Origin of the sequence: Bombella pollinis, assembly GCF_026385485.1 — a bacterium.
Taxonomy (GTDB): Bacteria; Pseudomonadota; Alphaproteobacteria; order Acetobacterales; family Acetobacteraceae; genus Bombella; species Bombella pollinis.
On record NZ_JANIDX010000001.1, the window covers coordinates 295,721 to 321,599 of the forward strand.

At 52.4% G+C, this 25,879-nt stretch carries 24 protein-coding genes, 1 tRNA gene and 1 riboswitch; of the genes, 14 read left to right on the forward strand and 11 right to left on the reverse strand.

Annotated elements, in window-relative coordinates; translation table 11 throughout:
* Positions 1 to 30 precede the first annotated feature (30 nt).
* Entirely contained in the window at positions 31 to 1,629 is a 1,599-nt protein-coding gene (locus tag NQF89_RS01375) for a glucosyltransferase domain-containing protein (RefSeq protein WP_266137324.1), read from the forward strand.
* 36 nt (positions 1,630 to 1,665) lie between these two features.
* Here NQF89_RS01375 and ribH read toward each other — a convergent pair whose 3' ends face one another.
* The 6 genes from ribH to NQF89_RS01405 form a co-directional block, all read right to left on the reverse strand.
* Positions 1,666 to 2,136: a 6,7-dimethyl-8-ribityllumazine synthase gene (ribH, locus tag NQF89_RS01380; protein WP_266106668.1), complete on the reverse strand. Its 471-nt coding sequence runs from the start codon at positions 2,134 to 2,136 to the stop codon at positions 1,666 to 1,668.
* A gap of 11 nt (positions 2,137 to 2,147) precedes the next feature.
* The gene (ribB, locus tag NQF89_RS01385) at positions 2,148 to 3,383 is read right to left on the reverse strand and encodes a 3,4-dihydroxy-2-butanone-4-phosphate synthase (RefSeq protein ID WP_266137381.1); all 1,236 of its coding nucleotides are present in this window, start codon (positions 3,381 to 3,383) and stop codon (positions 2,148 to 2,150) included.
* A gap of 20 nt (positions 3,384 to 3,403) precedes the next feature.
* Positions 3,404 to 4,054: a riboflavin synthase gene (locus tag NQF89_RS01390; RefSeq protein ID WP_099026574.1), complete on the reverse strand. Its 651-nt coding sequence runs from the start codon at positions 4,052 to 4,054 to the stop codon at positions 3,404 to 3,406.
* 3 nt (positions 4,055 to 4,057) lie between these two features.
* The gene (gene ribD / locus NQF89_RS01395) at positions 4,058 to 5,116 is read right to left on the reverse strand and encodes a bifunctional diaminohydroxyphosphoribosylaminopyrimidine deaminase/5-amino-6-(5-phosphoribosylamino)uracil reductase RibD (protein ID WP_407652341.1); all 1,059 of its coding nucleotides are present in this window, start codon (positions 5,114 to 5,116) and stop codon (positions 4,058 to 4,060) included.
* 93 nt (positions 5,117 to 5,209) lie between these two features.
* Positions 5,210 to 5,364: riboswitch (FMN riboswitch) on the reverse strand.
* Between the two features lie 114 nt (positions 5,365 to 5,478).
* Positions 5,479 to 6,003: a hypothetical protein gene (locus NQF89_RS01400; RefSeq protein ID WP_155572545.1), complete on the reverse strand. Its 525-nt coding sequence runs from the start codon at positions 6,001 to 6,003 to the stop codon at positions 5,479 to 5,481.
* Between the two features lie 105 nt (positions 6,004 to 6,108).
* On the reverse strand, positions 6,109 to 6,843 hold the full coding sequence (locus NQF89_RS01405; RefSeq protein ID WP_266137326.1) for a Crp/Fnr family transcriptional regulator: 735 nt from the start codon (positions 6,841 to 6,843) through the stop codon (positions 6,109 to 6,111).
* Between the two features lie 294 nt (positions 6,844 to 7,137).
* On the opposite strand from NQF89_RS01405, the gene NQF89_RS01410 reads away from it, so the two are divergent.
* The 4 genes from NQF89_RS01410 (at position 7,138) to NQF89_RS01425 (ending at position 13,999) form a co-directional block, all read left to right on the forward strand.
* Positions 7,138 to 7,983, forward strand: coding sequence for an OmpW/AlkL family protein (locus tag NQF89_RS01410; protein WP_407652342.1), 846 nt, complete (start codon positions 7,138 to 7,140; stop codon positions 7,981 to 7,983).
* A 220-nt stretch (positions 7,984 to 8,203) separates the two neighbouring features.
* On the forward strand, positions 8,204 to 9,319 hold the full coding sequence (locus NQF89_RS01415) for an efflux RND transporter periplasmic adaptor subunit (RefSeq protein ID WP_266137328.1): 1,116 nt from the start codon (positions 8,204 to 8,206) through the stop codon (positions 9,317 to 9,319).
* A 15-nt stretch (positions 9,320 to 9,334) separates the two neighbouring features.
* Positions 9,335 to 12,427: an efflux RND transporter permease subunit gene (locus NQF89_RS01420; protein WP_266137329.1), complete on the forward strand. Its 3,093-nt coding sequence runs from the start codon at positions 9,335 to 9,337 to the stop codon at positions 12,425 to 12,427.
* Complete coding sequence (locus NQF89_RS01425; protein ID WP_266137330.1) at positions 12,428 to 13,999, forward strand: efflux transporter outer membrane subunit; 1,572 nt, start codon at positions 12,428 to 12,430, stop codon at positions 13,997 to 13,999.
* A gap of 72 nt (positions 14,000 to 14,071) precedes the next feature.
* Here the strand turns inward: NQF89_RS01425 and NQF89_RS01430 are convergent, their stop codons facing one another.
* From NQF89_RS01430 to NQF89_RS01445, 4 genes are all read right to left on the reverse strand, one after another.
* Positions 14,072 to 14,668 (reverse strand): histidine phosphatase family protein, encoded by a 597-nt coding sequence (locus tag NQF89_RS01430; protein ID WP_266137331.1) that lies wholly within the window; start codon positions 14,666 to 14,668, stop codon positions 14,072 to 14,074.
* A 26-nt stretch (positions 14,669 to 14,694) separates the two neighbouring features.
* Positions 14,695 to 15,630 carry a ribose-phosphate pyrophosphokinase gene (locus NQF89_RS01435; RefSeq protein ID WP_155572539.1) on the reverse strand — a complete coding sequence of 312 codons (936 nt, stop codon included), beginning with the start codon at positions 15,628 to 15,630 and terminating at the stop codon, positions 14,695 to 14,697.
* Between the two features lie 240 nt (positions 15,631 to 15,870).
* Positions 15,871 to 16,809, reverse strand: coding sequence for a hypothetical protein (locus tag NQF89_RS01440; protein ID WP_196424556.1), 939 nt, complete (start codon positions 16,807 to 16,809; stop codon positions 15,871 to 15,873).
* 179 nt (positions 16,810 to 16,988) lie between these two features.
* Positions 16,989 to 18,065: an energy transducer TonB gene (locus NQF89_RS01445; protein ID WP_230873354.1), complete on the reverse strand. Its 1,077-nt coding sequence runs from the start codon at positions 18,063 to 18,065 to the stop codon at positions 16,989 to 16,991.
* A gap of 62 nt (positions 18,066 to 18,127) precedes the next feature.
* Between NQF89_RS01445 and NQF89_RS01450 the strand changes: the two genes are divergently transcribed.
* The 7 genes from NQF89_RS01450 (at position 18,128) to NQF89_RS01480 (ending at position 22,263) form a co-directional block, all read left to right on the forward strand.
* Positions 18,128 to 18,793, forward strand: coding sequence for a DNA-3-methyladenine glycosylase family protein (locus NQF89_RS01450; protein ID WP_266137332.1), 666 nt, complete (start codon positions 18,128 to 18,130; stop codon positions 18,791 to 18,793).
* Between the two features lie 129 nt (positions 18,794 to 18,922).
* Positions 18,923 to 19,141, forward strand: a complete 219-nt coding sequence (gene infA, locus NQF89_RS01455; RefSeq protein ID WP_043559458.1) for a translation initiation factor IF-1 — start codon at positions 18,923 to 18,925, stop codon at positions 19,139 to 19,141.
* A gap of 8 nt (positions 19,142 to 19,149) precedes the next feature.
* Positions 19,150 to 19,770 carry a Maf family nucleotide pyrophosphatase gene (locus NQF89_RS01460; RefSeq protein WP_155579757.1) on the forward strand — a complete coding sequence of 207 codons (621 nt, stop codon included), beginning with the start codon at positions 19,150 to 19,152 and terminating at the stop codon, positions 19,768 to 19,770.
* A complete protein-coding gene (locus tag NQF89_RS01465) occupies positions 19,730 to 20,851 on the forward strand; it encodes a ribonuclease E/G (protein ID WP_266137333.1) in 1,122 nt (373 codons plus the stop codon). The genes NQF89_RS01460 and NQF89_RS01465 overlap by 41 nt, the downstream gene beginning before the upstream one ends.
* The gene (locus NQF89_RS01470) at positions 20,848 to 21,048 is read left to right on the forward strand and encodes a DNA gyrase inhibitor YacG (protein WP_155572535.1); all 201 of its coding nucleotides are present in this window, start codon (positions 20,848 to 20,850) and stop codon (positions 21,046 to 21,048) included. Before NQF89_RS01465 ends, NQF89_RS01470 begins: the two co-directional genes overlap by 4 nt.
* A 116-nt stretch (positions 21,049 to 21,164) precedes the next feature.
* Positions 21,165 to 21,240 (forward strand) — tRNA-Phe (locus NQF89_RS01475).
* A gap of 165 nt (positions 21,241 to 21,405) precedes the next feature.
* Complete coding sequence (locus tag NQF89_RS01480) at positions 21,406 to 22,263, forward strand: aldo/keto reductase (RefSeq protein ID WP_266137334.1); 858 nt, start codon at positions 21,406 to 21,408, stop codon at positions 22,261 to 22,263.
* Between the two features lie 4 nt (positions 22,264 to 22,267).
* On the opposite strand, the gene NQF89_RS01485 is transcribed toward NQF89_RS01480, so the two are convergent.
* Entirely contained in the window at positions 22,268 to 24,157 is a 1,890-nt protein-coding gene (locus NQF89_RS01485; RefSeq protein ID WP_196424794.1) for a glycoside hydrolase family 32 protein, read from the reverse strand.
* 222 nt (positions 24,158 to 24,379) lie between these two features.
* Between NQF89_RS01485 and NQF89_RS01490 the strand changes: the two genes are divergently transcribed.
* Positions 24,380 to 25,342: a bile acid:sodium symporter family protein gene (locus tag NQF89_RS01490; protein WP_266137335.1), complete on the forward strand. Its 963-nt coding sequence runs from the start codon at positions 24,380 to 24,382 to the stop codon at positions 25,340 to 25,342.
* Between the two features lie 8 nt (positions 25,343 to 25,350).
* Positions 25,351 to 25,845, forward strand: a complete 495-nt coding sequence (locus NQF89_RS01495; protein WP_266137336.1) for a DUF892 family protein — start codon at positions 25,351 to 25,353, stop codon at positions 25,843 to 25,845.
* Positions 25,846 to 25,879: the final 34 nt, after the last annotated feature.

Genomic DNA, 25,879 nt, shown 5'->3' on the forward strand with positions numbered 1-25,879 from the left:
GCTTTTCATATTTAAACAAGGATAGCAACCATGTTTTCTTCCCTCCAAGATAATAAAATATTTATTCAGAGATTTTTAACGTTTTTTGTGATTTTTTTTATTTTTGTATACTCTATTCTGCATGGAAATATTTTTTACTTTGACGATATACCCCGAGAAATCAGGCACAAAATCTATTTCATCCATGATGGTAGAGTACTATCTGAATTATTATATATCCTCCTCGATGCCTCTCATTCTATTTATGATATATCTCCCTTAACGCAACTATTGTCTATATTAATACTATCTTTTAGTTTAACTATCCTCTCCGCAAAATGGAAAATGAACACTATATCAGCAATTTTATCCCTTTCTTTTATTGTATGCTCACCATATTTTTTGCAGAACTTATCCTATCGATTTGATAGTCTTACTATGGGGTCTGCACTATCATGTGCTATACTGAGTATAGCCGTTAAAGATGAGAATTGGTCAGCTAAAACGACCCTTTATAAAATATTCTGGAGCTTATGCGCACTTAATTTCTATCAATCTTCTGCCAATGTTATTTTGAGTCTTATTGCCTTTTCCTCTCTTATAAAATTATATAACTCATCACCTAGAATAACTTTTTCATATTTCAATCGTAATATGATATTTATTATTTCTTCTTTACTGATTTATAAAATTGAATCAAAGATAATTCACTTGCACATATATGCTCAGGAGCATGCACGTACGATATTTAAACCTCTTTATATAATAAAAAACCTTTTCCATTTATCTGAAAATGCACTTTCTGAATTTGGCATAAAAGGAGGACATCTTGAAGAAATTCTCGGTGTAATATTGACCATTAGTTTTATAAGAATGTTGCATATTTTTTATAAAAACCGTGGCACAAACTCTGTGATGATGGCGTTTGGTTTTTTGGTATTCGCCTTTTTCTCTTTGACAGGCCCCCTTATTCTTCTATATCACCCCGTATATAGTATGCGCACTTTAATGGCTAATGGGGTTTTATTATCTATCGCTATTTTCTTCAATATAGGTCCACAACCAACCTTATACAAAAATAAAATATCTATAGCTATTGCAACTTATACTCTTTTTATCCCCTTTATATTCTCCTATCTATGGGGGAATGCTCTACATGATATTCAAGAGATGAATATGGACATAGCTTCAAAAATTGTTGAGGATGTATATTCTATTTCTGACGGTCGGCCTGTTATTATACGCAATCTAACGCACCATCAACCACCATTAGGATATAAGACACCACACGATATAGATTACTCATTCAACTCAATGATTCATTTTCAGGACTCTACTGGCATAATTGATACACCTGTTCCACCTATCGCAAAATCTATTCTACACCACCGACGTGCCATTGCCGAAAGAGATTTCTTGTTTAGAGAGTGGGATTTTTCATATTTCTTAATGAAGATGAAAGGACTACAAGATAATGCTGCATTTATACCAGAACTACTTGAAAATAGTGAATTTTCTAAACAAGAAGCCTTAAATATACGTGCCTCTTGCTCTTATGATGCAATTATTAAAAGGCGTTTTTATAATCTATATAAACGCGATAACCATATTGTGGTGGACTTTCACCGTGAATGTCCACACCAACCATGAGACAGGGGGCGGAGCTATATCCGCCCCTGCATCTCCTTACTTCCTCAGAAAGGCAACAGTTTCTACACAGGCAGCGGCGGCTTCGCGGCCTTTATTATGCTCATCGCTGCGGGAGCGTGTAACGGCTTGGTCCTCTGTATAGGTTGTTAGGATACCAAAAGAGACCGGTACATTCGTCTCCAGCTGCGCTTGCATAATGCCGATGGTCGCCCCTAGAGAAATGAACTCAAAATGAGCCGTATCTCCCTTAATGACACAACCAAGGCAGATAACGCCCTCATAAATGCCTTTGCGGGCAAGATGTTGGGCCATAATAGGTAGCTCAAACGCACCGGGAGCCTCGTATATATCAACGCTCTCATCAATGCCACGTTCTTTCAACCACTCTAACGCGCCATTGCGCAACCCACCAGTAACATCAGGATTAAAACGACTTACCAAAAGAGCAAGCTTCGGGGCTGGGGTAAGCTGCAAATTGGCAGGGGCTGTAGCAATATGTTTGCTCATCAAACAATCTCCTATAGAGCGTGACCCATACGGGTCCGTTTTGTCTCAAGATAATGGCGATTAAACGGGTTTGCCGGGATGACGAGGCGTTCTACCCCTTCTACAACCAAGCCAGCCTCTTTTAAGCCGCGCTCTTTCTCCGGGTTATTGGTCAAAAGCCGCAAACGCGTCACCCCTAATGCGGCCAACATTTGGGCGGCCATGTCCCACCGCCGTGCATCCGCAGGGAGGCCAAGGGCTTCATTCGCCGCAATAGTGTCCATCCCTTGCTCCTGCAACTCATAAGCGCGGATTTTGTTCACAAGACCAATACCGCGCCCTTCATGCCCGCGCATATACAGTAAAATACCCGCTTCAGCGACAGAAATACGCTTGAGGGCTTCTTGCAACTGCTGGCCACAATCGCACCGCAGCGAACCTAACGCATCCCCCGTTACACATTCGGAATGTAAACGCACTAGAGGGGTATGTTGCGTTACATCCCCTTTGACGAGAGCGAGATGCTCCACCCCATCAGCACCACGAAATGCATGAGCGCGCATCCCCTCCCCACCGCACCAAGTCGGTAAATCTGCAACAGCGCAATCAACCGCTTCAGGAGGGAGCTGCTCTACTGAGCCAATCTCTCCAACATCGGCACGACCATGGGCCGCAATCCAACGGCGCATCTCGGCAATGGAGACTAACGGCAAGCCATGGCGGTGCGCGTAAAGCCGTAGCTCTGGCAGGCGCATCATCGTGCCATCCTCAGCCATAATCTCGCAAATCACCCCAGCAGGACGCAGCCCCGCCAAGCGCATGAGGTCCACAGCCCCCTCTGTATGGCCTTCCCGCGCCATCACACCGTCTGGGTTCGCCCGTAAAGGGAACATATGGCCCGGTGAGATAATATCCTCTGGCCCTGCATCTGGGGCAGAAGCAACCTGAATCGTATGGGCACGCTCAGCAGCGGAAATGCCAGTGGTCACACCATGTGCCGCCTCAATCGACACCGTAAAAGCCGTGCCGCGTGGGTCACGATTTTCTGCCACCATTGGGGGGAGGCCCAACCGCTCAATCTGCTCTGCCTCTAAGGAGAGGCAAATCAACCCACAAGCCTGCCGCGCCATAAAGGTAATGGCCTCTGCTGTGGCAAATTGTGCCGGAAGAATCAAATCGCCCTCATTCTCCCGGTCTTCATCATCCACCATCACGACCATGCGGCCTTCCCGCACCGCCTGAATCGCCGCCCTTAATGTAGGGGACATCTCTGCAAGCTCTGCGCGTGTCACGGCTGGCTCCCTTTATAAAGTAAGGCTTCCTCTGGGCTATGACGAAGGAGTGTCTCAATATATTTCGCCATCATATCGACCTCCAGATTCACGCGTGCGCCGTTTTTGAGTGTCGAGAGGTCGGTATGAGTCCATGTATGAGGGATAATCATCAGGCCGATTTCGAAGCCCTGTTGCCCATCATGCTGAATCGCCTCGTAAATCTCATTCACTGTCAGGCTAATCCCATTGATGGTAATGGAGCCTTTCTCAATGACATAACGGCGTAACGCCGCTGGCATAAAGATGCGTAAATGATGCGAGTCCCCCGCTGCTTCCTTATGGGTTAGAACCCCCACCCCATCAACATGGCCTTGCACAATATGGCCGGAGAGGCGGGTATGTAAGCTCACCGCACGCTCTAGATTCACACGGGCCCCAGCGGTTAACGCACCAAGAGAGGTACGGGCTAATGTCTCCCCACTTAAATGGAAGTCCGCCACACCCTCCGGCGTAAAATGGGTAACGGTTAAACACACACCATTGGTTGCGATGCTTTCCCCTTCGGTAAGGTCCGTAAAATGCGTAGCGATGCGCATATCCATCGCTTTATCCCGCAAAGAGACGGACTGCACCTCACCTACATGCTCAATAATGCCAGAAAACATCTTTCATCCCCCATAGATACGCAGCAGTTGGATTGGGCTTATCGCCCCATCCTCCCCGTGCCGTAGCGTCATAGTGTAATGATCTGCTTCACCACCGCCCCGATGATGAATGGTCAGCCAATCATCCCATAAACCAGCGGCCTTCACACTCTCCAACAAAGTAGGGCCAGCCTCTATCAAGGCCCAATTCACCCCCATCTCGCCCAATAGAGCGGGCATGGCTGAAAGGTCGCGGCATTGTTCCACATGAAACCCCTCCGCCTCTCGCGCATAAACCCACGCACGAGGAAGGCGGTTGTGCCTATCCAACACAATCAAAGGCCGAGAAGCGCGCGCTTTATGGTCTGCGACATGCCGCACGGTAAAAGAGGGCGTATCGGCTAAGACTGTCCCCACCCCTGTTACAAGTGCATCACAGGCACGACGGAGCTGATGCGCCAACCGCAACGATGCCGGGGAGGTAAAGGTTTTCTGCCCTTTGGGAGGAATCATACTCCCTTGTTCATCCAACGCTTGCTTCACACTCAACCACGGGCGGCCTTGTGTTACGCGCTGGGTAAATGGCGCATTTAATGCCTGACATTCCCGCGCAAAGGTGGCTAAAGCAGGTTCCTCTGCTACAAACCGCACCTCTTTGGGTGCAGGCCCAGCCGCTAAATGAGCCGCCCCACCTGCCGCCATTGGGTTAGGATCGCGTGTGCCAATCCAAATGGTTTGCACAGGGCTTTGCTTTAATGCCTCGCTACAAGGCGGGGTACGCCCATGATGATTACAGGGCTCCAGCGTTACAAGGGCAATGCGGGCTTGCTCCAGCACCCCACGCATACGCGCTTGCTCTAGTGCCATAATCTCTGCATGAGCTTGGCCTGCTGCGGGATGCGCCCCAACCGCGAGGAGCCGCCCCTCACCATCCAGCAGCGCACAACCAACGGATGGATTAGGAGCTGTTGCTCCCATCGTCTGCACGGCTTCCTTAATAGCCTGCTGAAACCCAGCCCGTACCGCCGTTAGGGACGGGGAGGTCTCACCTATCTGCTGTGCCTTATCCGACACAATAGTCATCATCAGTCCCCAATCATCTCAGGGACGTTCGCGGCGACGTCACGCCTTCTCCCCCCGCCATGATGGGCATAACACCATAGCAGAAGCAGAAAAACGCATTCTCTCTCATCCGGACTATCACCGTCGGCCCCGGAATCACACCGAGTCTGCTTGTCTCCTACCCCGAAGGGTAGGACGCTCGCGGGCTGAGGTAGCCTAGGGCCACCAACACCGCCGGTAGGGAATTACACCCTGCCCCGAGAACGTCTGTCTCTATTATCGCCCTCTATATGGAGGGGTTATACCAAAAGAACAAGGGGCCGCCCTAAGAGCGACCCCCTGCTATCAGCCTGATAAGACTAACCTTTATACAAGGGTGTCGATTAGAACCCACCCTTTAAGGAATGTACAAAGTCCTTACCAGCCTGCACGTTGCTATCGTGCATATCCTTCAGGCTCTGTTTTTGATCATCCCAGCTCTTCTTCTGAGCATCAACCTGGTCCTTAATCTTCTGCTTCTGCTCAGCAGGAGCATTCTTATACTTATCACGCAGGTCTTTGATCTGCTGCTTACGATCATCAATGTTTTTCTGTAACTCAGCTTTTTTATCGGATGCTAAGTTCTTGTACTTATCACGCAAGTTCTGAAGTTTCTCCTGACGCTGCTTAAGGTCAGACTTCATCGCATCAATGCGCCTTTGCAGCTTAGCACGCTCACGAGCAGGAGCCCCAGCGTATTTGTCTTGAAGGGCTTTGATCTTCCCTTCTTCATTCTGGATAGATTTGGAGACGCTATCCAAGCTGCTCTGAACAGAGAGCGGGTCATTCGGATCATAAGCATGAGCCTGCGGAATGAGAGCGAAAGAAGATGCCAGCAGCATCGTGGAAAAAAGAATACGGTTTTTCATGCTAAACTCCTCATGAATACGCAAAGACGTGTCACTGTCCTTACACCACAGAACGGCCTTTAATAAAGTTACAAAAAGGCCATTCACCAAGGCTTGACACGCCTCTTATAACATCCCATTCGCCAAATTATTCAAGCTACCTACAGCAAGCAATGTAACAGAGCTGGCCCCTTTTATGCTAATCAGCCCTTCCTTCTTAAAGGTGCTGAAGGTCCGGCTAACCGTCTCAATAGTCAGACCTAAATAATCGGCAATATCTGTCCGGGACATAGGCAAAGACAAGGTAACAGGGCCATCCTCATTGCACCATACCTTCCCATAGACACAACAAGGGCGGGCCTGCTCCATAAGGAAGGTCGCAAGTCGCTCCCGTGCTGTTTTACGCCCCAACAGCATAAGACGCGACTGCATCTTAACAAGCTCGCTTGAGGCCTCCTTTTGCAACCGCCCACGCAAACGAGGGAAACGCTCTATTAAGCGATCGATAGAAGAATGGGAGAAACGGCATAACACAGCCTCACCAAGAGCCTCAGCGGTGAACTCATATGTCTCGGAGGACGCAAGGCCCAAAAAATTACCTAAATCTGCAAATCCAATAATCTGCCGGCGACCATCCACCATCAAATTAAAAAGCTTTACTCGCCCGCTCGTGAGGACATAAAAATAACGCGCTGGCGTTCCCTCTTCTATAAAACAACGCCCCGGAGGGATAATAACCCTAGAGGATTCAGCAACTAATGCAGGCAGGTCACTATCATTTATAACATTGCATATACTTACAGTCCGACCCGGGCAGTTGCTGCAACGCTCCTTTACAGCCTCCATCAAGTCACGCTCCATAGCCAATCCTTTGCCCGCTGATTTTGGCACTCCGTTACGGCATAGGCGATGCAATCTCAAGATGGAAAAGCAACTCTTCCGATAACAGTTATTGGAAAAAGCTATCTCTATTGAAAATTAAAGCTTTAATAGTTTATTCTTTTAAATCTATTACAGTTATAACTTTCCTCTTGCCATAGCAAAAAAAGCGTTTTAGGAGACAGAGAGGAACGATTAACTTTTATCCATCTTCCGTCTTATCGTCTTAAACCATATTGAGGGTCTTATCCAACCATGAGCCGCACCTTCACCCGGATGGCCGCAGCCGCGCTAGTGACATTTGGAACCACTTCTTTCGGGGTTGCTAAAGCAGCTGCTCCATCTGCTAGAGCTCCTGTAACGACCACCACAACCATGCAAGCGGCTCCGGATGCCTCGATTCATCTTCAGCCGCCGGCAAATGAGCATTGTGGCCTCTTTAAGACATGCGCTAGCACAAAAATCGGCTTTGGGAAGGGCGATTTCGTTGTACGTCTCTCCGCTCTTGGGGTGATTACAAATAATACAGGTTCCCGCGTGCGTCTGGCAGAAGGCTCTCCCGCTGCAACGCTCGCAGGTGGTAATGTGTTCCGTCACAATACATCTGTTACCAATCAGGCTATGCCAGAGCTAACGCTCGAATATTTCCTGACGGATCATTTATCATTAGATCTCATCGCATCTTCCACCCGTCATGAGGCTGCAGCCCATGTAGGTAAGCTCGGCAAGCTGGATGCTGGTAGCTTCTGGATTCTCCCCCCAACGCTGACAGCAGCTTACCATTTCCGCCCACATAAACGCTTTAACCCCTATGCTGGGCTTGGCATCACAGTGGCTATCTTCCACAATATGCACGCCGCTAAAAACCTCAATGGTATTGGCAATGGTGCCGTCTTTGATGCGATGCACATGAAGACCAATGTCGGCCCAAGCTTCAATCTCGGCTTTGATTATCAGCTGGTTGGCAACTGGTTCTTCAACTTCGACATCAAACAAATCCTGCTGCTTAATCAGAGCGTCCATCTCAGCAAGCGCGGCAATCCCATTACAGGTGGGCGCGTCCGTGTTCATGATGACGTAAACCCAACTGTTGTTGGTGCTGGTATCGAATACCGCTTCTAAGGCACTCTATAATAGAGTATCTCCTTAATTAAGACGGGCCGTGGTCATTCTGCGGCCCGTCTTATTATGTTTTGTCAGCAACCAATAGCTGACATTAATCTCTCATTTATGATTACTAAATCCCTTTTTAAACCGGCTCTGTCGTGACAAACAGCTCCAGCTATGCGAGAATATTTCTCATATTACCTTAGCCATCAGATGAGCGGAGAACCTTCTGATAATGCGTGTCTCGCGTAACTTTGTAATTATCGGCACTTCCCTGCTTGTCTTTATCATCTTTTTAGGGTTGTGGGCTCTCATGCCTCATCGCGTGATCGAGAGCAGCCCTCCACCAGCCGTTACGCATGATGGCGAATTGTTGCGCATCCGTGCCGGTGGCCCGCTTGATGGCCGCTTAACTGTAGAGCCTATTGGTACAGCTCTTACCCCTCATCAAGTTGCTTTGCCTGCACAAATTATTGCAGCACCGGGCCAAACGATAGATATTCACTCCCCTGTTGTTGGGCGCGTGGCGAGTTTGCATGTCCAGACAGGCCAGCATGTCCAAGCGGGCGATAGCCTTGCGACCCTGTATTCTGGCGATTTAGCCCAAGCTTGGTCAGATTCCCGCAAAGCTCAATCCGCCCTGACCCTAGCGCGCAATGCGTATCGCCGCGCGGTAGGTGTTTTGGCCGCCGGGGGGAACGCTGTCAAAGATATGCAATCCGCCCAGAATGACCTTAAACAAGCTGAAGCCGAAGCCCACCGCGCCCAACAAAGGCTACAAGCCCTTGGGACCAATGGAGATGAAGGTTCCCAGCCTCTTATTGCTCCTTTCTCCGGTGTTGTTACGGCAATTTCCACCGGGGTAGGACAAAATGTCACGGATATGACAGCCGCCCTCATGACCATTTCTAACATTGATACAGTGTGGGTTCAGGCAAGTTTGCCAGAGTCTCTCTTACCCATGCTGGGCACAACCATGACGCTAGAGGCCCCCTTCCCCGGCCAAACCTGTAGCGGCCCCGTCACAGCGCAAGACCCGGCCTTCCGCACCGATACACGGCGGATGAACCTCTATTTACGGTGCAACAATCCCCAAGAGCGGCTCCATCCCGGCCAATTTACCACGGCCACACTAAACATCACCCAAAAGGCCCAACCCTTGCTGCCTAAAACAGCCCTTTTGATGGATAATGACCAAATCTCTGTCTTTATTGAGGTCGCACCAAAAACATATCGCAGGCGTTATGTTACCATCAGCTATGAAGAAGGTGATTCTGTCCGTATTCTCTCCGGCCTGACTACGGGTGAACGCGTCATCACCCACGGGGCTGTTCTGCTCAATGATTATTAAGGGCCGCTGAGCAGTATGTTTATCGAAAAATTCATCTCATGGTGCTTTTACCATAGTAAGGCGATAGCCTTCCTCACCTTTGCCATGTTCGCAACAGGGATGATCGCGTGGAAGCAACTCCCCGTGGAAGCTTATCCCGACCTCGGTCCTGCAAGCGTGCTTGTCACCACCCAAGTGAATGGCCTTGCTGCTGAGGAGATGGAACATCAAGTCACCACCCCGGTAGAGCGCGAGCTGGCCGCCGTCCCCGGTGTGGTGGAGAGTCGTTCTAGCACCACCTTCGGCCTCTCGCTCATCACGCTTATTTTTGATGATAACGCCGATATTTACCGCGCACGTCAATTAGTCCAAAGCCAACTAGATGGCCTACAGCTCACCGGTGGGGCGCAACCCTCTCTCGGCCCTATCTCCGGCCCTAGTGGGGAGATTTACCGCTACACGGTGGAATCGGACGATCGCGACCTCATGACCATTTCGGACGTGCAACGCTGGGAGATTATCCCTGCCTTACAGCGCGTCCCCGGCGTAGTGAATATTGATAATTTCGGCGGCTTTACGCGGGAATATCAGCTCATTTTAGACCCGCATGCCCTTATTCGTTACGGCATTAGCATCAGCGATGTGATGAACGCCATCCGTAATAGCAATGTCAATGCTGGGGGTGGGCGTGTAACCCGTGGGGAGCAATCTTACATCATCCGTGGTGTGGGGCAGATTCACTCCCTTGATGATATGCGCAATACCGTCATCGGCCATCATGATGGTGTGCCAGTCCTTCTCTCCGAGCTTGGTCATATCGAGTTTGGCCATCAAGTGCGTGAAGGGATGTTGGGCAAAAACGGTAACCCCGATACGATTGAAGGGGTCGTGACCATGCTCCGCGGGGCCAATCCCTCCCAAGTGTTGGATGACCTCCATGCAGAGGTTGATAAGCTCCAAAAACAACTCGCCCCACGGCATATCCGCATTGTTCCTTATCTCGACCGCGATAATCTCGTTAAGTCCACAACCGATAAAGTCAGCGAGACCATTTTAGAGGGGATCGGCCTTGTATTGATCATCTTGACCTTCTTCCTTGGTTCTCCGCGTAGTGCGGCTATCACAGCGGTAACCATTCCCTTTGCGCTCGCTTTCGCCTTCATCCTTATGCGTGCATGTGGGATGGCCGCTAACCTGTTCTCCCTTGGCGCGGTGGATTTCGGCGTGATTGTCGATGGCGCGATTGTTGTCACAGAGGTCATCCTCCGCCATCGTGAAGATTATCATACAAGGCCGCTCGACCCTTCCGATATTTTGGACATTACCCGCCGAGCGGGACGCGCTATTTTTGCCTCCACGCTCATCATTGTTGTAGCTTATAGCCCTCTCTTTGCCTTTGTTGGGAGTGAGGCCAAAATCTTCCGCCCTATGGCATGGACTGTTAGCTTCGCCCTCCTTGGGGCCTTGCTTTGTGCCCTCTCACTCACCCCGACAATGTCCTTTCTTGCCCTGCGGAAGCCACGGCCCATCTGGCATAATAAGCCACTCGCATGGCTGCATAAAAAATATGATAGATTGCTAGGGTACTTCCTCCATCACCCGACCATTCCTTTCATCAGTGCAGGCGTGGCCTTAGTCGCCGTTATCGCCCTTGGTATCACTACAGGACGGGAGTTCCTCCCCGACTTGGATGAGGGCGCGCTCTGGCTGCAAATACAAATGCCTACCGGTATCTCACTAGAACAAGGGCAAGAAAAAGCCTCCGAGGTACGCCGTGCTGTGCGTGAGTTCCCAGAGACATCCTACGCCATTACCCAACTTGGCCGCTCTGATGATGGGACAGACCCGTGGACACCGTCTCATATTGAGATGCCTGTTGGCCTAACCCCCTATAATCAGTGGGCAAATGGAGAGACGAAGGCACAATTCATCACCAAATTACGGGCACGGCTGAACAAAATCCCCGGTATTTCCTTCTCTATCAGTCAACCGATTGAAGATAATCTGAGCGACCAGCTCGGCGGGGCGCATAGTCCACTTGTGATGCGCATCTATGGTGATGACCTCACCGGTTTACGCGTTCTTGGTCAGCAGATTGTCAATATCTTATGGCAAGTACAGGGCACAGTGCAGGCGGATATCTTCCAAGAGCCTAAAATCCCTCAAATAGAAATCACGCCAGACCGCCTCAAAGCCGCCCGTTATGGCATTAGCATTAATGATATCAGCGACCTCATTAATAGTGCCATTGGTGATGAACCCCTCACCAGCGTGATTGAAGGTGACCGTTTTTATAACGCAACGCTGCGTGTTGATAATGCCCAACGCTCTAACCTTCAGCTCCTAGGGCAATTACCCTTGATCACGAGTGATGGCAGTGCCGTCCCCTTAGCGGATGTCGCGCGTATTCGCCTCCAAATGGGGGAGAGCAGCATCGCTCATGAAATGGGCCAACGGCAAATTACCCTCCAAGTGGATAATGGCAGCCGCCCCATGTCCCAATATCTCGCGGATGCCCAAAAACTCATCGACCAGAATGTCCATTACGACCCTCAAAAGTTCCGTATCGAATGGGCAGGGACATTCCAACAGGCCCAACGCGCGCAAGTCCGCCTCGTTGCCGCATTGGGGGTTATGTTCGCTGTAATGTTGGGCTTGCTTTATGCGGAATTCCAAAAGCTACGCCATGCGCTACTCATCCTCGGCATTGTTCCATTAGCTGCGCTTGGTGGGCTAATCGCGCTGCATGCCCGTGCGGAAACTCTTAATATTGCAACCGCTGTGGGCTTTATTGCTCTCTTTGGTGTGGCCATTCAAAATGGGATCATTATGGTCTCCAACATCAATCGTCATATTAAAGAAGGAATGGGCCTGCGTGATGCCACCCAGCTTGGAGCTGCGGAGCGTTTCCGTCCCGTTTTGATGACCGCTACAGTGGCTAGTGTCGGCATGCTCCCTGCGGCTATGGCTACCGGGGTAGGAACAGACGTACAACGCGGCCTCGCCACGGTTGTTGTTGGCGGGCTTGGTATTGCAACCTTGCTCACCCTTTTCATTCTACCTGTCTGCTTCTGCCGATTGGAGGAGCAGGTCAAACGTCGTGCCCTACGCAATGGGGAGGATGGTTAAATGACCACGCCTTTGCATCAATCTCAACGCCCTCATAAAGGCCAGCGCAATCCTCTTTTACGGGCTTGTAGTACCCTCGCTTTACTCGCCGTAGGGCTGGGCGGGTGCATTGTAGGGCCATCCCCTAAAGACATCCCCCCTCTGCCAGACAAAACCGATTATACAAAAAAGCCAATTACCCAAACGGCAGGCGGAAATAATGCGGCAAAAGATAGCCTCCTGCGGCGGCAGCATTTTACGGCTGGGGCTGATGTTGCAGGTAAATGGTGGGAAGCGTTCCAAAACCCACAACTCAACCAGCTTATTGAGCAAGCTCTTGCTAACAGCCCAACGCTTAAAGCCCAACAGGCGGGCCTAAAGGCTGCATGGGAGCAACGGCGTGTGGAAGGGGCTTCGCTTTATCCGAGTGTGTCCGCGCAGTTCCTCCCCACGCGTAACAAGACTTCCAAAGCCCTCTCCCCTGTGCCAAACAATAATGAGTGGCTCTATAACTTACATACGGCTCAGCTCAATATCGGCTATGTCCCTGACCTCTGGGGGGGATCGCGACTGGCCATCCGTAATGCTAAGGCACAGGCGGATATTCAGCGTTTTCAACTAGAAGCCACAACGCTGACCTTAATCTCTAATCTCGTCAATACCGCCATTACTGAGGCTGGCTTACGCGCTCAAATCCGCGCCAAAGAGATGTTGATCGCCCAGCAAACGGCCATGCTCACCATTAATGGCAATCAAGTTGGCCTTGGCGACCAATCCCGACAGAGCCATCTTTTGCTGCGGGATTCTCTTGCCCAACTTCAAGCGGATTTACCACCGCTGCAAACTCAACTCGCTCAAACACGGGACCAGCTTGCCACCTTGGCGGGCCTCACCCCCAATGCGGACCTTCCTACATTTGAGCTAAAAGATTTCACCCTGCCGGAGGAGCTACCGCTCTCCTTACCCGCGCAGCTGATTCTTCAACGCCCTGATGTAGCCGCAGCGCAAGCGCAAATCCGCTCTGCCGGGGCGCAGCTGGGCATTGCTATTGCAAACCGCCTGCCCAATGTGCAGCTTAGTGCGCTACCGGGTGAGGCTGTTAATAGCATGAGCCAATTATTCAAACCCGGTATGGGCAACTGGATGTTGGCCGCTACCGTCACTCAGCCTATCTTCCAAGGGGGGTCACTCCTCCATGCACAGCGCGAAGCCAAAGCAAACTACACACAAGCCAAAGAGTATTATCAAGCCGCTATTCTCTCCGCTGTGGGAGATGTTGCTGATAGTTTGCACGCGGTGGACCTCGACAGCAAAACCCTCATGGCTGATCAATCCGGTTTAGAGGCTGCAACGCAAGCCCTACGCATTGCAGAAACCCAGCATAGATTAGGCGATAACAGCAAAATTGACCTTGCCCAAGCACGGATGGAAGTCGCCCAAGATGAACTCTCCGTAGCGCAAGATAAGGTGACGCGCCTTTCTGACACGGTCGGGCTTTTCCAATCCCTCGGCGGGGGATGGTGGAACCGCAATGACCTTGGCGTCAGCCGCAAAGAGGCCGATCACCTCTCCACAACATTGGTGCCTTGGTAAACACCTCACATCTCTACCCCCCTATCGCCCTTTGGAACGGGCCTAGGGGGACTAGATAAACGGCCCTCGCACTTACGCAGAGAGCATCTCCAGCACCCAGTTCTCCTCACTCGGGGTTGCTTTTAGGGGGACGGCATTAGGCAAACGGACGTTAATTTCCAACCCCATCGCTGCCCGCAACCCACGAAAGAGAGCCCCATGCGCTACAATCAAGGGTGCGCCAGTGCCACGATCATGCGCGCGATTAAGGGCGGCTATACCGCGTGCCTTGAGCGTTACAAACCGTTCCCCTTGCTCAGGGACGAATGTGCCATTGATCCATGTATTGTACCAATCGCCCATCGGCTTGCCTTCCTGCACACCAAAGCTCACCTCTTGCAAATCAGCATCATCACTTAATGGGAGGGTAATCCCTGTTCGCTGAGCAATCGCCTCGCGCACATACTCGGCTGTGACAAAAGCGCGCTTTAACGGGGAGGAGACAATATGGGTAAAAGGCCGCTCCCCTTTCTCAAAAAGGTCAGCAAGTTGATGGCCCGCACGCCGAGCTTGCTCTAAGCCAGTCTCATTTAAGGGAATATCTGTCCGCCCTTGGGAGAGGTGGCGAGCATTCCACTCCGTCTCCCCATGCCGAAGAAACCAGAACGGCTTTGTACAAAGCTGTGTCATTACTTAACCCCTCTCCCGCAGCAATCTTAATCAAACAAGGTGGAAACAGAACTCTCATCCGCCACGGCCCGCACAGCCCGCCCTAAAAGATTCGCTGTTGAAATCTGACGGATGTTAGGCGTTGCCTTCAATATCTCTGTGGCGGGGATGCTATCGGTTAATGTCAGCATAGAGAGCGGACTCTTTTGCACACGCTCACAGGCATTGCTTGTGAGCACCCCATGGGTCACATAGGCTTCTACCCCCGCGGCCCCATATTTCATCAACGCCTCAGCCGCATTGCAGAGTGAGCCGCCGCTATCAATAATATCATCGACCAACACGCAAAAACGTCCAGACACATCCCCGATGACATTCATCACCTCAGAGACGCCAGCCCGCTCGCGGCGTTTATCAATAATGGCAAGGTCAACATTCAAACGGCGTGCTAACTGCCGTGCCCGCACCACGCCTCCAACATCGGGAGAGACAACGATGAGGTTATCCATATTAGGATGACGACTTAACAAATCCCGCACAAAAAGCGGGGCTGCATATAGATTATCCGTTGGAATATCGAAAAAGCCCTGAATCTGCATCGCATGCAAATCCATCGTTAAAATACGATTAGCCCCGGCTTCTGTCAGCAAATTAGCCACTAACTTAGCACTAATTGGCGTACGCGGGCCAGACTTACGATCCTGCCGGGCATAGCCGAAATACGGCATCACCGCCGTAACACGCCGTGCCGAGCCGCGCCGTAGCGCATCCAACACGACGAGCAGCTCCATCAGATGATCGTTCGTTGGGGTGCATGTACTTTGGAGGACAAACATATCCTCCCCACGCACATTCTCCTGAATCTCGACAAACACTTCCCCGTCAGCAAAGCGGCGGATAGAGGTCTTGCACAAGGGGATTTCAAGCTCATCAGCCACGGCTTGAGCCAAGGGCATGTTACTGTTGCAGGCGACGATCTTCATGATAGATACTTTTCATAGGAAAGCAGAAGGAACGGGACAGCCCCTTTTATCAGCTTGCCTAGTCAATGTCATGAGCTTACGGCGTAGGGCAGCCACCTGCACGGCCCTTCATTGGTGTGATGGCAACATGGCTGCCCCATAAAGCCTCATCCCCCCTCACAACAGGCACAGCGCATCACATTAATATCATGCCCTCATGTCATTCCGTAAGGAGATAGATACGCTACCGTAACCCTTCTGCTACTTCTTTGCCTCCCCCGCGATGAACCGCTTCATCCCGTCTTTCTCTTTAGAGGCATCCCCTCCTACATCAGATTGCGCCGGGGGGGCTTTACGCTCCCGGCCGGAATAATTGGTGATAATCGTCCGCACCGCTCCTGCGGCTTCTTGCGCGGCGGCCTCGGCAACATCTGCCCATGATTTATCCAAAGAATGTGCTGGCACGTCATGAATCTGCGTTGCCGCACCGGCCTCTTGTCCATCAGGCGTAAGGACATGCCAAATAATCGTCACTTGCTGTTGCGGCCCCGCACTGGGAGGACCTGCATCAGGCGAATCCTTTAGGCTAACGGTTGTTTTAACAATATAATCCGCCCCCTCATGCTTTGTTTGCACTTTATTATGTGCATCAGGCAACATGGTATAAAAGGCTTGGCCAAGCACCGTATTGCCATCCCCCGGCGCACCTTGGACGCCATCAAAGCAAATACGTGCAGGGCGATTCATCAAGCTCTGCGGGTTATCCATCATCATCCGTGTTTGGATTTCCGTTAGTTGATGAGCAATTTCTGGGGCCATTTGGAGGGCCACTGTATTTAATGCATCAGGGTCCGCACCGCGCCAGCCCGCTTCATCAATAACCGCGCCATAGCCTCTAGCCCTTACTTTGCCATCTGGCCCAACAATCGCATAACGAGGGCGAATACCGCCATTATCGGCCTTCACAGCACCGAGGCGCACCCACCAATCCCCCGGTTGCGGCATTTTTGCTACGGCTGGGATGGACTGCCCAACAAGCGCAATAACCATATCCCGCGCCCACATCGCCGTTGCAGCCCGCCATGGCGCATTCCCTGGCACAGGGACAGGCACCGCCAAACGAGCAGGCGGCAAGTTCGCTTGCACAAGACGTTGCGCTTGGCCACCGGGATTATGCTCAAAAGGCTTATAAACACTCAAACAACCGCCTAACCCTAGGAGAGGCACACATAACCCAGACATAAACAGCGCACGACAAAAGCGCATGGATAACCCACTTTCCCTACAATTTTTGGACAAACCCCACGTCCCCCAATGAGAGATGCGGCTGCAACTTAACGCCCTTTTTCCCCCCTGACTACAGGCGAAAGAGGGAGATTCTAATGGCGGATGAGGATGTAATTAATCGTCACATCTAGGTCGAAATGATCGCCCTGCATATCAGGTGGGACAGGCGGTAACTGCGCCCCTTGGAACATCCCAGCCGTTGCCGCATCAAGCGAATAAGAATTAGACGAATCCGTCAAACGCACACGAATAACCTTCCCACTTCGATCAATCACAACATGGACAGAAGATGGCCCTTCCTCCCCATTCTGCGCAGCTTCATCAGGGTAGAACATATGGTTGCGAATCCAACGATCCACCTCACTCCCATAATCAGAGCTAACCCCTTTAACGCTGCTGCGCGTCTTATAGGGGGCGTTGATCTCGCCATTCATGCTGAGCGGGCCAAGAGAGAAATCAACCGGTCCCCCCGTGCCCCCACGGCGGCCCCGCCTACGAGGCTGCGGTGTTGGCTCGCCATCAAAAGAGAGATTCATAGGCCGGGCAAAGGGGTTGGCGTCACTCTGCCGGGTCACAGGATGATGGCTTGGCGTGGCCCGATTATGACGTGGCAAACGCGGAGCCGCTTTGGAGAGCGGATGCTGTGCCGATTCTGCATTCGTCAGCTCCCCCGTAGGCGATGTCGTCAACGATGGAGAGGAGGGCGCATGTGGCACAGGCTCCATCGGTGCGGGGGTGGCTTCTTCCTGACTACTGGGCGGGGGCGCACTGGCCGCCCCACCAACCTCATGCGTTGGCGGGCCTTGCATACTATGTTTAACAGGTGGGGCATCAAACACCATTTCCACCTGCGGCTGCTCCGCTCCGTTCATCGTCCCATGCTTGCCAGCATCCGTCATGGTGACTAGCCAAAAGATAAGCCCATGAACACTAGCCGCCAAAAGCAACGGGCCAATAAGAGGGGGGTCCACCAGCACTTGCGTGCGCCGCATAGGCGTGCGCGCCTCTGTCCGCAATCCCATAGCAGAAGCAGCATAATCACTCAGCCGCTCCCGGCGCGTCTGCAAAGAGGCATCCGGCATCGTCACAGGGCTAAAACCCGTTGGCAGCAAGAGGGACAGAAAGCGGCTATCATCATAACCTTTCCCTTGTGCCTCAGAACAACCCATATTGTCATCACCGGAAACACCCTCTAGCCCTACTTTTCTGTAACCTTTAGTAAAAGCAGTCTATGTCTCCTCCCACTCTGCCCGCCTGTTTTGAGCAAGATCGTGCCCTTGCTGCCTTCATCGCACAGATTGGCCCCTGCCGCCTTGCTGAACAAACACGCCCCGACCCACAAACGCAGGACCCTTACGCCTCGCTCATCAAAGCCGTAACGGGCCAGCAGCTTCATAATACCGCAGCACGCACCATCTTTGGCCGCCTCTGCACCCTCGGTCCGCAGCGTGATAAAAACGGCCCACCACCCACACCAGAGATTTTGCTTACTTTAGATGACGCAACCCTCCGCCAATGTGGCCTCTCTGGTGCTAAAATTGCGAGCCTCCGCGCGATTGCCCAAGGACGGTTAGACGGGATTGTCCCAAGCCTTACCGAGGCTCATAAAATGGATGATGAAACACTCATCACCCAATTAACCACCCTGCGCGGTGTGGGCCGCTGGACAGCGGAAATGATGTTGATGTTCCATCTCCGCCGGCCTGATATTCTGCCAGCAGGGGATTTAGGCGTGCAAGAAGGCTGGCGGCGATTACAAAGGCAGCCTAAACGCCTCACCCCAAAGGCATTAAAAGCAGCCACGCTAGCCTTTAGCCCTCATCGCTCTACTTTAGCGTGGTATTGCTGGCAAGCTAAGGAAAGGCTCCCTCCTTCACCATCAGCCACCATCAGCTAACAGCGAATCCCCGCCTCAATAGCAAAAAACCTTGACGTCCTCCCCCCTTGCTCGCACATAATGCGCCGCCATTGCTGGGCTTTTAAAAAAGCCTGCATTTTGTTGACCTCCTTCCTGCAAGGGATATTCATGCCTAAAGAAGATTTGATCGAGTTTACCGGTACAGTGACAGAGCTCCTACCCAATGCCATGTTCCGCGTCACGCTGGATAACGAGCATACCATCCTCGCCCATACGAGCGGTAAAATGCGCAAGAATCGCATCCGTGTTTTGGCCGGGGACCGCGTTAATGTTGAGATGACCCCGTACGACCTCAGCAAAGGCCGCATCACCTTCCGCTTTAAATAAGCGTTTTCATGGCTGCGTCATCTCGGCCTGCCCTTGTGCTGGCCTCCGCCTCCCCGCGCCGTATCGCTCTCCTCCGCCAAATCGGGGTAGAGCCAGATGCTATCTGCCCAGCCAATCTGGATGAGACCCCCCATAAGGGCGAGCTCCCCCGCCCCTATGCGCTCAGGCTTGCCCGCGCAAAAGCCGCTCATCACGCCCATCAATATGGAAAACCAGCCCTTATCATTGGGGCTGATACGGTTGTGGCCGCTGGGCGGCGCATCCTCCCCAAAGCCGAGGATGAAGAGACAGCCCGCCGCTGCCTCACTCTCCTTTCTGGCCGCCGTCATAAAGTCTTTACCGCCATCGTCTGCCAGCCCACGCCAGAATGGCCAGAAGGCCATTATTGCGAACGCGTGGTCGAGAGCTCTGTGACCTTCAACCGCCTCACCCCTCAACAGATCGAAGCCCTCATTCACGGGGGTGATTGGCAAGGCAAAGCGGGGGGATATGCCCTCCAAGGGCAAGCGGCGGCTTTTATTCGACAAGTTGGCGGTAGCCCCTCTGGCGTCATTGGCCTTCCTTTATTTGAGATGGTGCAACTCCTGCGTGGCCAGCCCCTCCCTGCGGGGCAAAAATGGGTGGATTAATCCCGTTATGGAACTCCGCCTAGCAAGCTCCCCCGGGGAAATCCGAATCGCCTTCCTTAAAGACGACATTCTCCAGGATGCCGCTCTTTGGCGGCCCGGCGCGCCAGATGGCTGGGGGGATGTGCATCTTGTCCGCATTACCGCCCATGCACCTGCCCTTGACGGTGCCTTTGTCGAGCTCGCCGGGGAGGCTGGGCCTGCTACCACGCAAACAGGCTTTATAAAGGGACGTAAACTTCCCCCAGAAGGGAGCCTCCTTTGCGGGCAGATTACGCGCGCCGCCCAAAATGGGAAAGGCCTCCGCCTTAAAGCCATCCCTTTGCCCGCTCATATAACACCGGGTCCAACACCGCGCCTTCTCAAACATGGTCCCACCCCTTTAGAGGATATTCTCCAACATACCCCGGCGGACTGCCCTATTTTAGTCGATAATGCCGCCTTGGCCGCACGCCTGCCTGCCACTCTGCACCCGCGTTTAGAGCGTGTTCGCCGTAGTTTTGATGATGTGTTAGAGGCCGATTGGGCCGCTTTATACGCTCCCACGGCCCTTCTTGGCCCCCTCATCGCACATATCACCCCCACCCCTGCCCTCACAGCGATCGATTTAGACGCCCAACAACAGCCCGATTTTGCAGCGAATCTAGCCTGCTTCCCCGCCCTACTCCGGGAGATTAAACTGCGTAACCTCTCTGGCCCGATTCTCATCGACCCCGCCGGTGTACGCAGTGCCAAACGCCCCGCCTTAGTGCCTTTCCTCCGCAAAGCGGCCACGCAGGAGCATGACCCACTCTCCCCGCGCATTACCGGCATAACCCCCAGCGGCTTACTAGAGATCACCCGCCCCCGCCGCCGTGCCCCATTGCATGAGCTCCACCACTCCCCGCACGGGCAAGGCCTTGCCATCCTCCAACGCATCCTGACAGAGGGTCTTAAAGGCGAGCAGCTTTTTGCCCCACCAGCCATTATCCATGCGCTAAAAGCCGACCCCATCGCTTTGGATGACCTCTTCCATGCTACTGGCCAACGCCTTACACTCCATAGCCGTCCTCTCCCTCCATCATCATGCTGGAGCCTTTCATGAGCTGCCCTATCTGCCATAAACCAACCCAAACCCGCTTCCGCCCCTTTTGCTCCCAGCGTTGTGCTGATGTCGATTTAGGACGCTGGTTTAAAGGCGCGTATCGTACCCCTTCCTTCCGCCAAGATAATGACCCTGCCGACCTCACCGAGGCAGAAGTCGCAGCCATACGCCTCGCCCAAGAGCCTTCCCCTCAATAAGCCCTGCGGCTTGGCCTCATGCTCATCACACTTTCTTCACCAAAGAGGGTTGATCCCCCCTCATCCATAGGGTAAACCCCTTCCCATAGCCGAGCGGGATTCCTGCTCGGCCCGGTGCCCAAGTAGCTCAGTTGGTAGAGCATGCGACTGAAAATCGCAGTGTCGGTGGTTCGATCCCGCCCTTGGGCACCATTTAATTCCCCTTAAAAATCTTGTTCTAGTGCTTTATGTGCCGCAGGATGGGCATAACAGACATGCTGGGCTTTCTCTTTCCCCTGTCCTCATGCTGCGCTTACCTATCTCCATCAAAGCGTGTCTATGAGGATTCGCCTCTCCACGCTTTAGGAGACGCCCCTTATGACAACGCCTTCAGCCCCCACTATTACCCTTAATGGCACCTCCCTCCCTGCTCTAGGGATGGGCACATGGCGCATGGGCGACAACCCTGCCCACCGAGCAGATGAGATTCGCAGCTTGCAAATGGGGTTAGAGGCAGGCCTAAACATTATTGATACCGCAGAAATGTACGGCCAAGGCCGTGCGGAAGCTGTTATTGGCGAGGCTATAAATGGGCGGCGTGATAAGGCCTTCCTCATCAGCAAAGTTCTCCCCAGCCACGCCTCTTACAAAGGTACGCAAGAAGCGTGCGAACGCTCCCTACGCCATCTGAATACCGATTATTTGGACCTCTATCTCCTCCATTGGCCCAGTGCCATCCCTTTTGAGGAAACACATCGCGCTTTCGAGACCCTTAAAAAACGCGGTCTCATTGGGGGGTGGGGTGTCTCAAACTTCGATACGGAGGATATGAAGCCCCTCCTTGCTCATAAGTTCCGCCCCGCAGTTAATCAGATTCTCTATAGTCTCGACTATCGAGGGACGGAATATGACCTCCTCCCCCATAATGAGACAGCGCATATCGTCTCAATGGCTTATAGCCCTATCGGGCAGGGGGGAGCCTTGTTAAAACACCCGCTCCTCCATGAGATTGCCCAACGACATGAGACCACACACGGCCCCGCTACCCCCGCGCAAATTGCCCTTGCATGGGTGTTACGCCGCCAAAATATGATCGCCATCCCCAAAGCAGGCACACCACATCACCAAGCCCTTAACCTCGCTGCGCAGGAGATTATCCTCACCCACGCAGATTTACAGGCTCTTGATGCCGCTTTCCCCCCACCACACCGCAAGATACCGCTCGCTGTTATTTAAGTCTTTAATTTTGCTCCAATCGGCTGACCGTTTGGCGTAATGGGTAAAGCTCTAGCTTGTGAATCACCGCTGCGGCGTTAGTGACCTGCACACTGAGTGTCTCAAGTGGGTTAGCGGGATAGATGAGGGCTGTGCCAACGGACATGCCCTCATTCGCAAAGACTTCTAGCGTGCTAGCATCCAACACAATCCGCAGCTTAAACCGCCGACTACCGGGCACGAGTGCAGAGGAGAACGTCCCGGTAAAGAAGGGATGGCTAAAGCCATGTAGATTACTTCTATCAAGCCATAATTGGCAGGAGAAACCATCAAACCCGATGCTTAAACTCTCCCCTTGCCGGTTAGAGAACACCACAACAAAACGCCCTGCGCGCCCTTGCTCACCATCGGGCAGATTGCTGTTATGACGTTCCTCCAACGCTGCATCTAAAACCAACTCTATCGCCTCCCCAGCAGGGATGGCCACTTGCCGACTGCTCTGCGCCTCTAGCCGTGAGAGCGGGAAAGGGATCGCCGCCTTACGCAAGGCTTCCAACTTATACGGGTTTTGGGCGATACGCAGCCACCCAGCCGTATCCCGCCGTAACACCACTTTCCGCGGCAGGGTCATAATACCGCGCCAGCTTTTATTGGGCAGTTCCTCGCAATACTGCCAATTATCTAGCCAAGCGATATAGACAGTTTGCTTCCCCGGCATGTTCTCATAGGTCTGAAGCGCGTAACTATCTTTGCCGAAATCCGTAAGGTCCACAATCGTATCATCTGGGATGAAACGCTCGCCATCAAACTGCCCGACAAAATATTGTGTTATGCTCCCCCCTTGTGGCCCACCGGGGTTGATAGACACAAACAACACCCAGCGTTTCTCACCGGGGGCTTCACCCTCAACCTCGACCTCCGCCAGGGCCGGACATTCATAGTCCACTCCGGTAATGCCGGAAGGACCAAAGTCGCTCAAATGCATCCAATGTTTTAGGTCAAAGGAACCATAAAAGGAGACCTTATGCTCGCGGGAGCGGACCACGACCATAACCCATTTTTCAGTCGGACCGTGCCAAAACACTTTCGGGTCACGGAAGGAATTATGCCCAATATCCAGCACGGGATTGCCTTCATAATCCTTCAAGGTCTGCCCGCCATCAGGGCTCCATGCGAGATATTGCGTCTGTCTTTGTGGCGTTGCCCGCGTGTAAATTGCCACTAATCCACCAGCCATAGGCGGCAAAGCCGGTGCCATAGGGACAGGAACATCCTTCCCTGCCACAGGATCATCCCTTAGGGCGGCTAAATACTCAGACTTTTGATGCCCCTGCAGAGGCCCTACAGCGAGGCGATCAATCTCTCGTTGGTCTTGCTCTCCCTTGCCCTCCAGAAGACGCGCGGCTTTTTGTGCGGCTGTCTCGACAGAGCCGGGCTGTGGTTTATCCTGCGTTCGTGCAGGAAAAAGGCCAGAGCGATTATCCCTATCTAAAATCGCACACCCGCTATAAGCCTCCCCGGCTTCTGTCTCATGAATCGCAATCGGGAGGTCCTGCCATGTATAGAGGTCCGTACTCACAGCATGACCCCAATGCACATGCCCAGCATAAGGCCCAAAGGGGTTATGCTGATAATAGAGATGGTAATATCGCCCATCAAAAATCAGCCCATTAGGGTCATTCATAAAACCCTTTGGAGGGGAGAAATGGATCTTAGGCCGATATTGTTGGTCCGCCACCGTCTCATGCACATGCTGAGGGACAGGTGCCGTTGCATTACCCGGCTCCGCATGGGCGTTATTAGGCTGATCCGGTGCAGCGTTAGACCCGCCCCCCTCTGCTGCGCGCACTTTACCGCCCATAAAAGCCCCTGCTGCCAGAAATGATCCTAAAACCATACGTCGATTAACGGTCATTCTTTGACCTCTCCCTCGCTTTATTAGGGCATGACCCATCTTTAAGCTCGAAGGGAAAATGCCCTTTTAAGGCCCCTTCTTGCAAGTTGTTTACGCATCCCTGTGGATGAATCTTTAGACAGATGGTCTCCCCTTTTTGCTCTACACATTGGCAGCGCGGCTAATCTGCTCTACCGTCTTTCTCACCGCAATTCGCCTCGTTGCTTTGCAGGAGCCAGCCTTATGAGACGTCCCGACCCTTTTTTAATGAGCCTCATCGCCGCTGTCCTGTTAGCCTCCTTTCTCCCCTGCCCTCCCACATGGCAACCTTGGCTCTCCCGCTTAACATCACTGCTTGTTATTTTGATGTTCTTCTTCCAGGGAGCAAAGCTGCAACGCTCTGCTTTAGTTGAGAGTATCCGTAATTGGAGGTTACAAGGCAGCACGCTCCTCGTGAGCTTTGCGCTGTTCCCCCTCCTTGGTGTGGGGCTTTATGCGCTCTGCCATCTACTCTCCCCCACGGGATTTTTAGGCCCTGACCTCTGGATAGGGGTCCTCTTTTTATGCTGCTTACCTTCGACTGTACAATCCTCCATTGCCCTTACCTCTATTGCGCGCGGTAATGTCCCTGCCGCTATTTGTGCTGCGACTGTCTCCAATATCTTGGGGATTCTTTTCACACCGTTATTAACGAGCCTCCTCCTCCATCGCAGCCATGGCGGCTCTGGCGTGCAGACTGTCCTTAATGTCGCCCAAGAGCTTCTTCTGCCCTTTATTGCAGGGCAGATTCTACAACCATGGGTTGGTCCCATCGTACGCCACCATAAGATTCTTCTCTCTTTTTCAGATAGAGGCTCCATCATCGTGATGGTCTATGCGGCGTTTAGTGTTGCCGTGCTGCAAGGCTTGTGGCATCGCGTCCCGCTCCTCACCTTATTGGGGGTTGGGCTGGTCGATACACTCCTCCTCGCCCTTACCCTTGCCCTCACCTTCCTCTTAGGCCACGGTATGAAGCAATCCATTGAGGATAATATCGCCCTGCAATTTTGCGGGTCTAAAAAATCGCTCGCCTCAGGGGTGCCGATGGCGAATGTTATTTTCCCTAGCGGGGCAGGTATTGTTGTCCTGCCTTTGATGATTTTTCATCAAATACAATTATTTATCTGTACTGTTCTCGCCCGCCATTACGCTAACCGCCCCCAATAGAGGTCACAGTGCCGCGCTCTTTTGCTAAATCCTCCCCCATTGCTGCTCTTTATATAGAACGCCTCCATGAGCATCTCAGCCTGACATCTATTGTACGGGAATGCTTGCTCGAATTACTAAGCCGCCCCGCTGCCCCACCGACCTTGCAACATTGGATCACCACCATTTTGGAGCAAAATAAGGAGCAAGAACGGCAAATCAGCCATCGCCTCCGCCAACATGGGGAGAAACCACGCAACGAGTCCGATACATTATCGGGTCTGCTTGATACGGTGGTGACCTATTTCCCCACAGGGGAACAGGCAACGCATCTATTAGGGGTCATGCTTGATATTGCGGGCTATCTCGCCCGCCTAAGAACATCCCTCGCCCTGCTCTTACTCTTAGCTGAGAAGCTCTCCTTGGCCGAGGATGCGGCCATCCTCACACAACTCCGCCATAACAGCCAGAACGCTTCCCGCAGCCTCAAAGAGGTTCTGCCTGCCCTTTTGGATGAACCATAAAGAAAAGGCACGCCCTAAAAGACGTGCCTTTCTC

Excerpts from the sequence above, each read along its gene's own strand:
- NQF89_RS01450 (WP_266137332.1), top strand. The coding sequence starts at position 18,128 with ATGTCTCCTCCCACTCTGCCCGCCTGTTTTGAGCAAGATCGTGCCCTT.
- NQF89_RS01485 (WP_196424794.1), bottom strand. The coding sequence starts at position 24,157 with ATGACCGTTAATCGACGTATGGTTTTAGGATCATTTCTGGCAGCAGGG.
- NQF89_RS01470 (WP_155572535.1), top strand. The coding sequence starts at position 20,848 with ATGAGCTGCCCTATCTGCCATAAACCAACCCAAACCCGCTTCCGCCCC.
- NQF89_RS01405 (WP_266137326.1), bottom strand. The coding sequence starts at position 6,843 with ATGGAGCGTGACTTGATGGAGGCTGTAAAGGAGCGTTGCAGCAACTGC.
- NQF89_RS01490 (WP_266137335.1), top strand. The coding sequence starts at position 24,380 with ATGAGACGTCCCGACCCTTTTTTAATGAGCCTCATCGCCGCTGTCCTG.
- NQF89_RS01390 (WP_099026574.1), bottom strand. The coding sequence starts at position 4,054 with ATGTTTTCTGGCATTATTGAGCATGTAGGTGAGGTGCAGTCCGTCTCT.
- NQF89_RS01400 (WP_155572545.1), bottom strand. The coding sequence starts at position 6,003 with ATGAAAAACCGTATTCTTTTTTCCACGATGCTGCTGGCATCTTCTTTC.
- NQF89_RS01480 (WP_266137334.1), top strand. The coding sequence starts at position 21,406 with ATGACAACGCCTTCAGCCCCCACTATTACCCTTAATGGCACCTCCCTC.
- NQF89_RS01415 (WP_266137328.1), top strand. The coding sequence starts at position 8,204 with ATGCGTGTCTCGCGTAACTTTGTAATTATCGGCACTTCCCTGCTTGTC.
- NQF89_RS01435 (WP_155572539.1), bottom strand. The coding sequence starts at position 15,630 with ATGAAGATCGTCGCCTGCAACAGTAACATGCCCTTGGCTCAAGCCGTG.
- NQF89_RS01420 (WP_266137329.1), top strand. The coding sequence starts at position 9,335 with ATGTTTATCGAAAAATTCATCTCATGGTGCTTTTACCATAGTAAGGCG.
- NQF89_RS01460 (WP_155579757.1), top strand. The coding sequence starts at position 19,150 with ATGGCTGCGTCATCTCGGCCTGCCCTTGTGCTGGCCTCCGCCTCCCCG.
- infA (WP_043559458.1), top strand. The coding sequence starts at position 18,923 with ATGCCTAAAGAAGATTTGATCGAGTTTACCGGTACAGTGACAGAGCTC.
- NQF89_RS01375 (WP_266137324.1), top strand. The coding sequence starts at position 31 with ATGTTTTCTTCCCTCCAAGATAATAAAATATTTATTCAGAGATTTTTA.
- NQF89_RS01425 (WP_266137330.1), top strand. The coding sequence starts at position 12,428 with ATGACCACGCCTTTGCATCAATCTCAACGCCCTCATAAAGGCCAGCGC.
- ribB (WP_266137381.1), bottom strand. The coding sequence starts at position 3,383 with ATGTCCCCTACATTAAGGGCGGCGATTCAGGCGGTGCGGGAAGGCCGC.
- NQF89_RS01430 (WP_266137331.1), bottom strand. The coding sequence starts at position 14,668 with ATGACACAGCTTTGTACAAAGCCGTTCTGGTTTCTTCGGCATGGGGAG.
- ribH (WP_266106668.1), bottom strand. The coding sequence starts at position 2,136 with ATGAGCAAACATATTGCTACAGCCCCTGCCAATTTGCAGCTTACCCCA.
- NQF89_RS01410 (WP_407652342.1), top strand. The coding sequence starts at position 7,138 with ATGGCCGCAGCCGCGCTAGTGACATTTGGAACCACTTCTTTCGGGGTT.
- ribD (WP_407652341.1), bottom strand. The coding sequence starts at position 5,116 with ATGACTATTGTGTCGGATAAGGCACAGCAGATAGGTGAGACCTCCCCG.
- NQF89_RS01445 (WP_230873354.1), bottom strand. The coding sequence starts at position 18,065 with ATGGGTTGTTCTGAGGCACAAGGGAAAGGTTATGATGATAGCCGCTTT.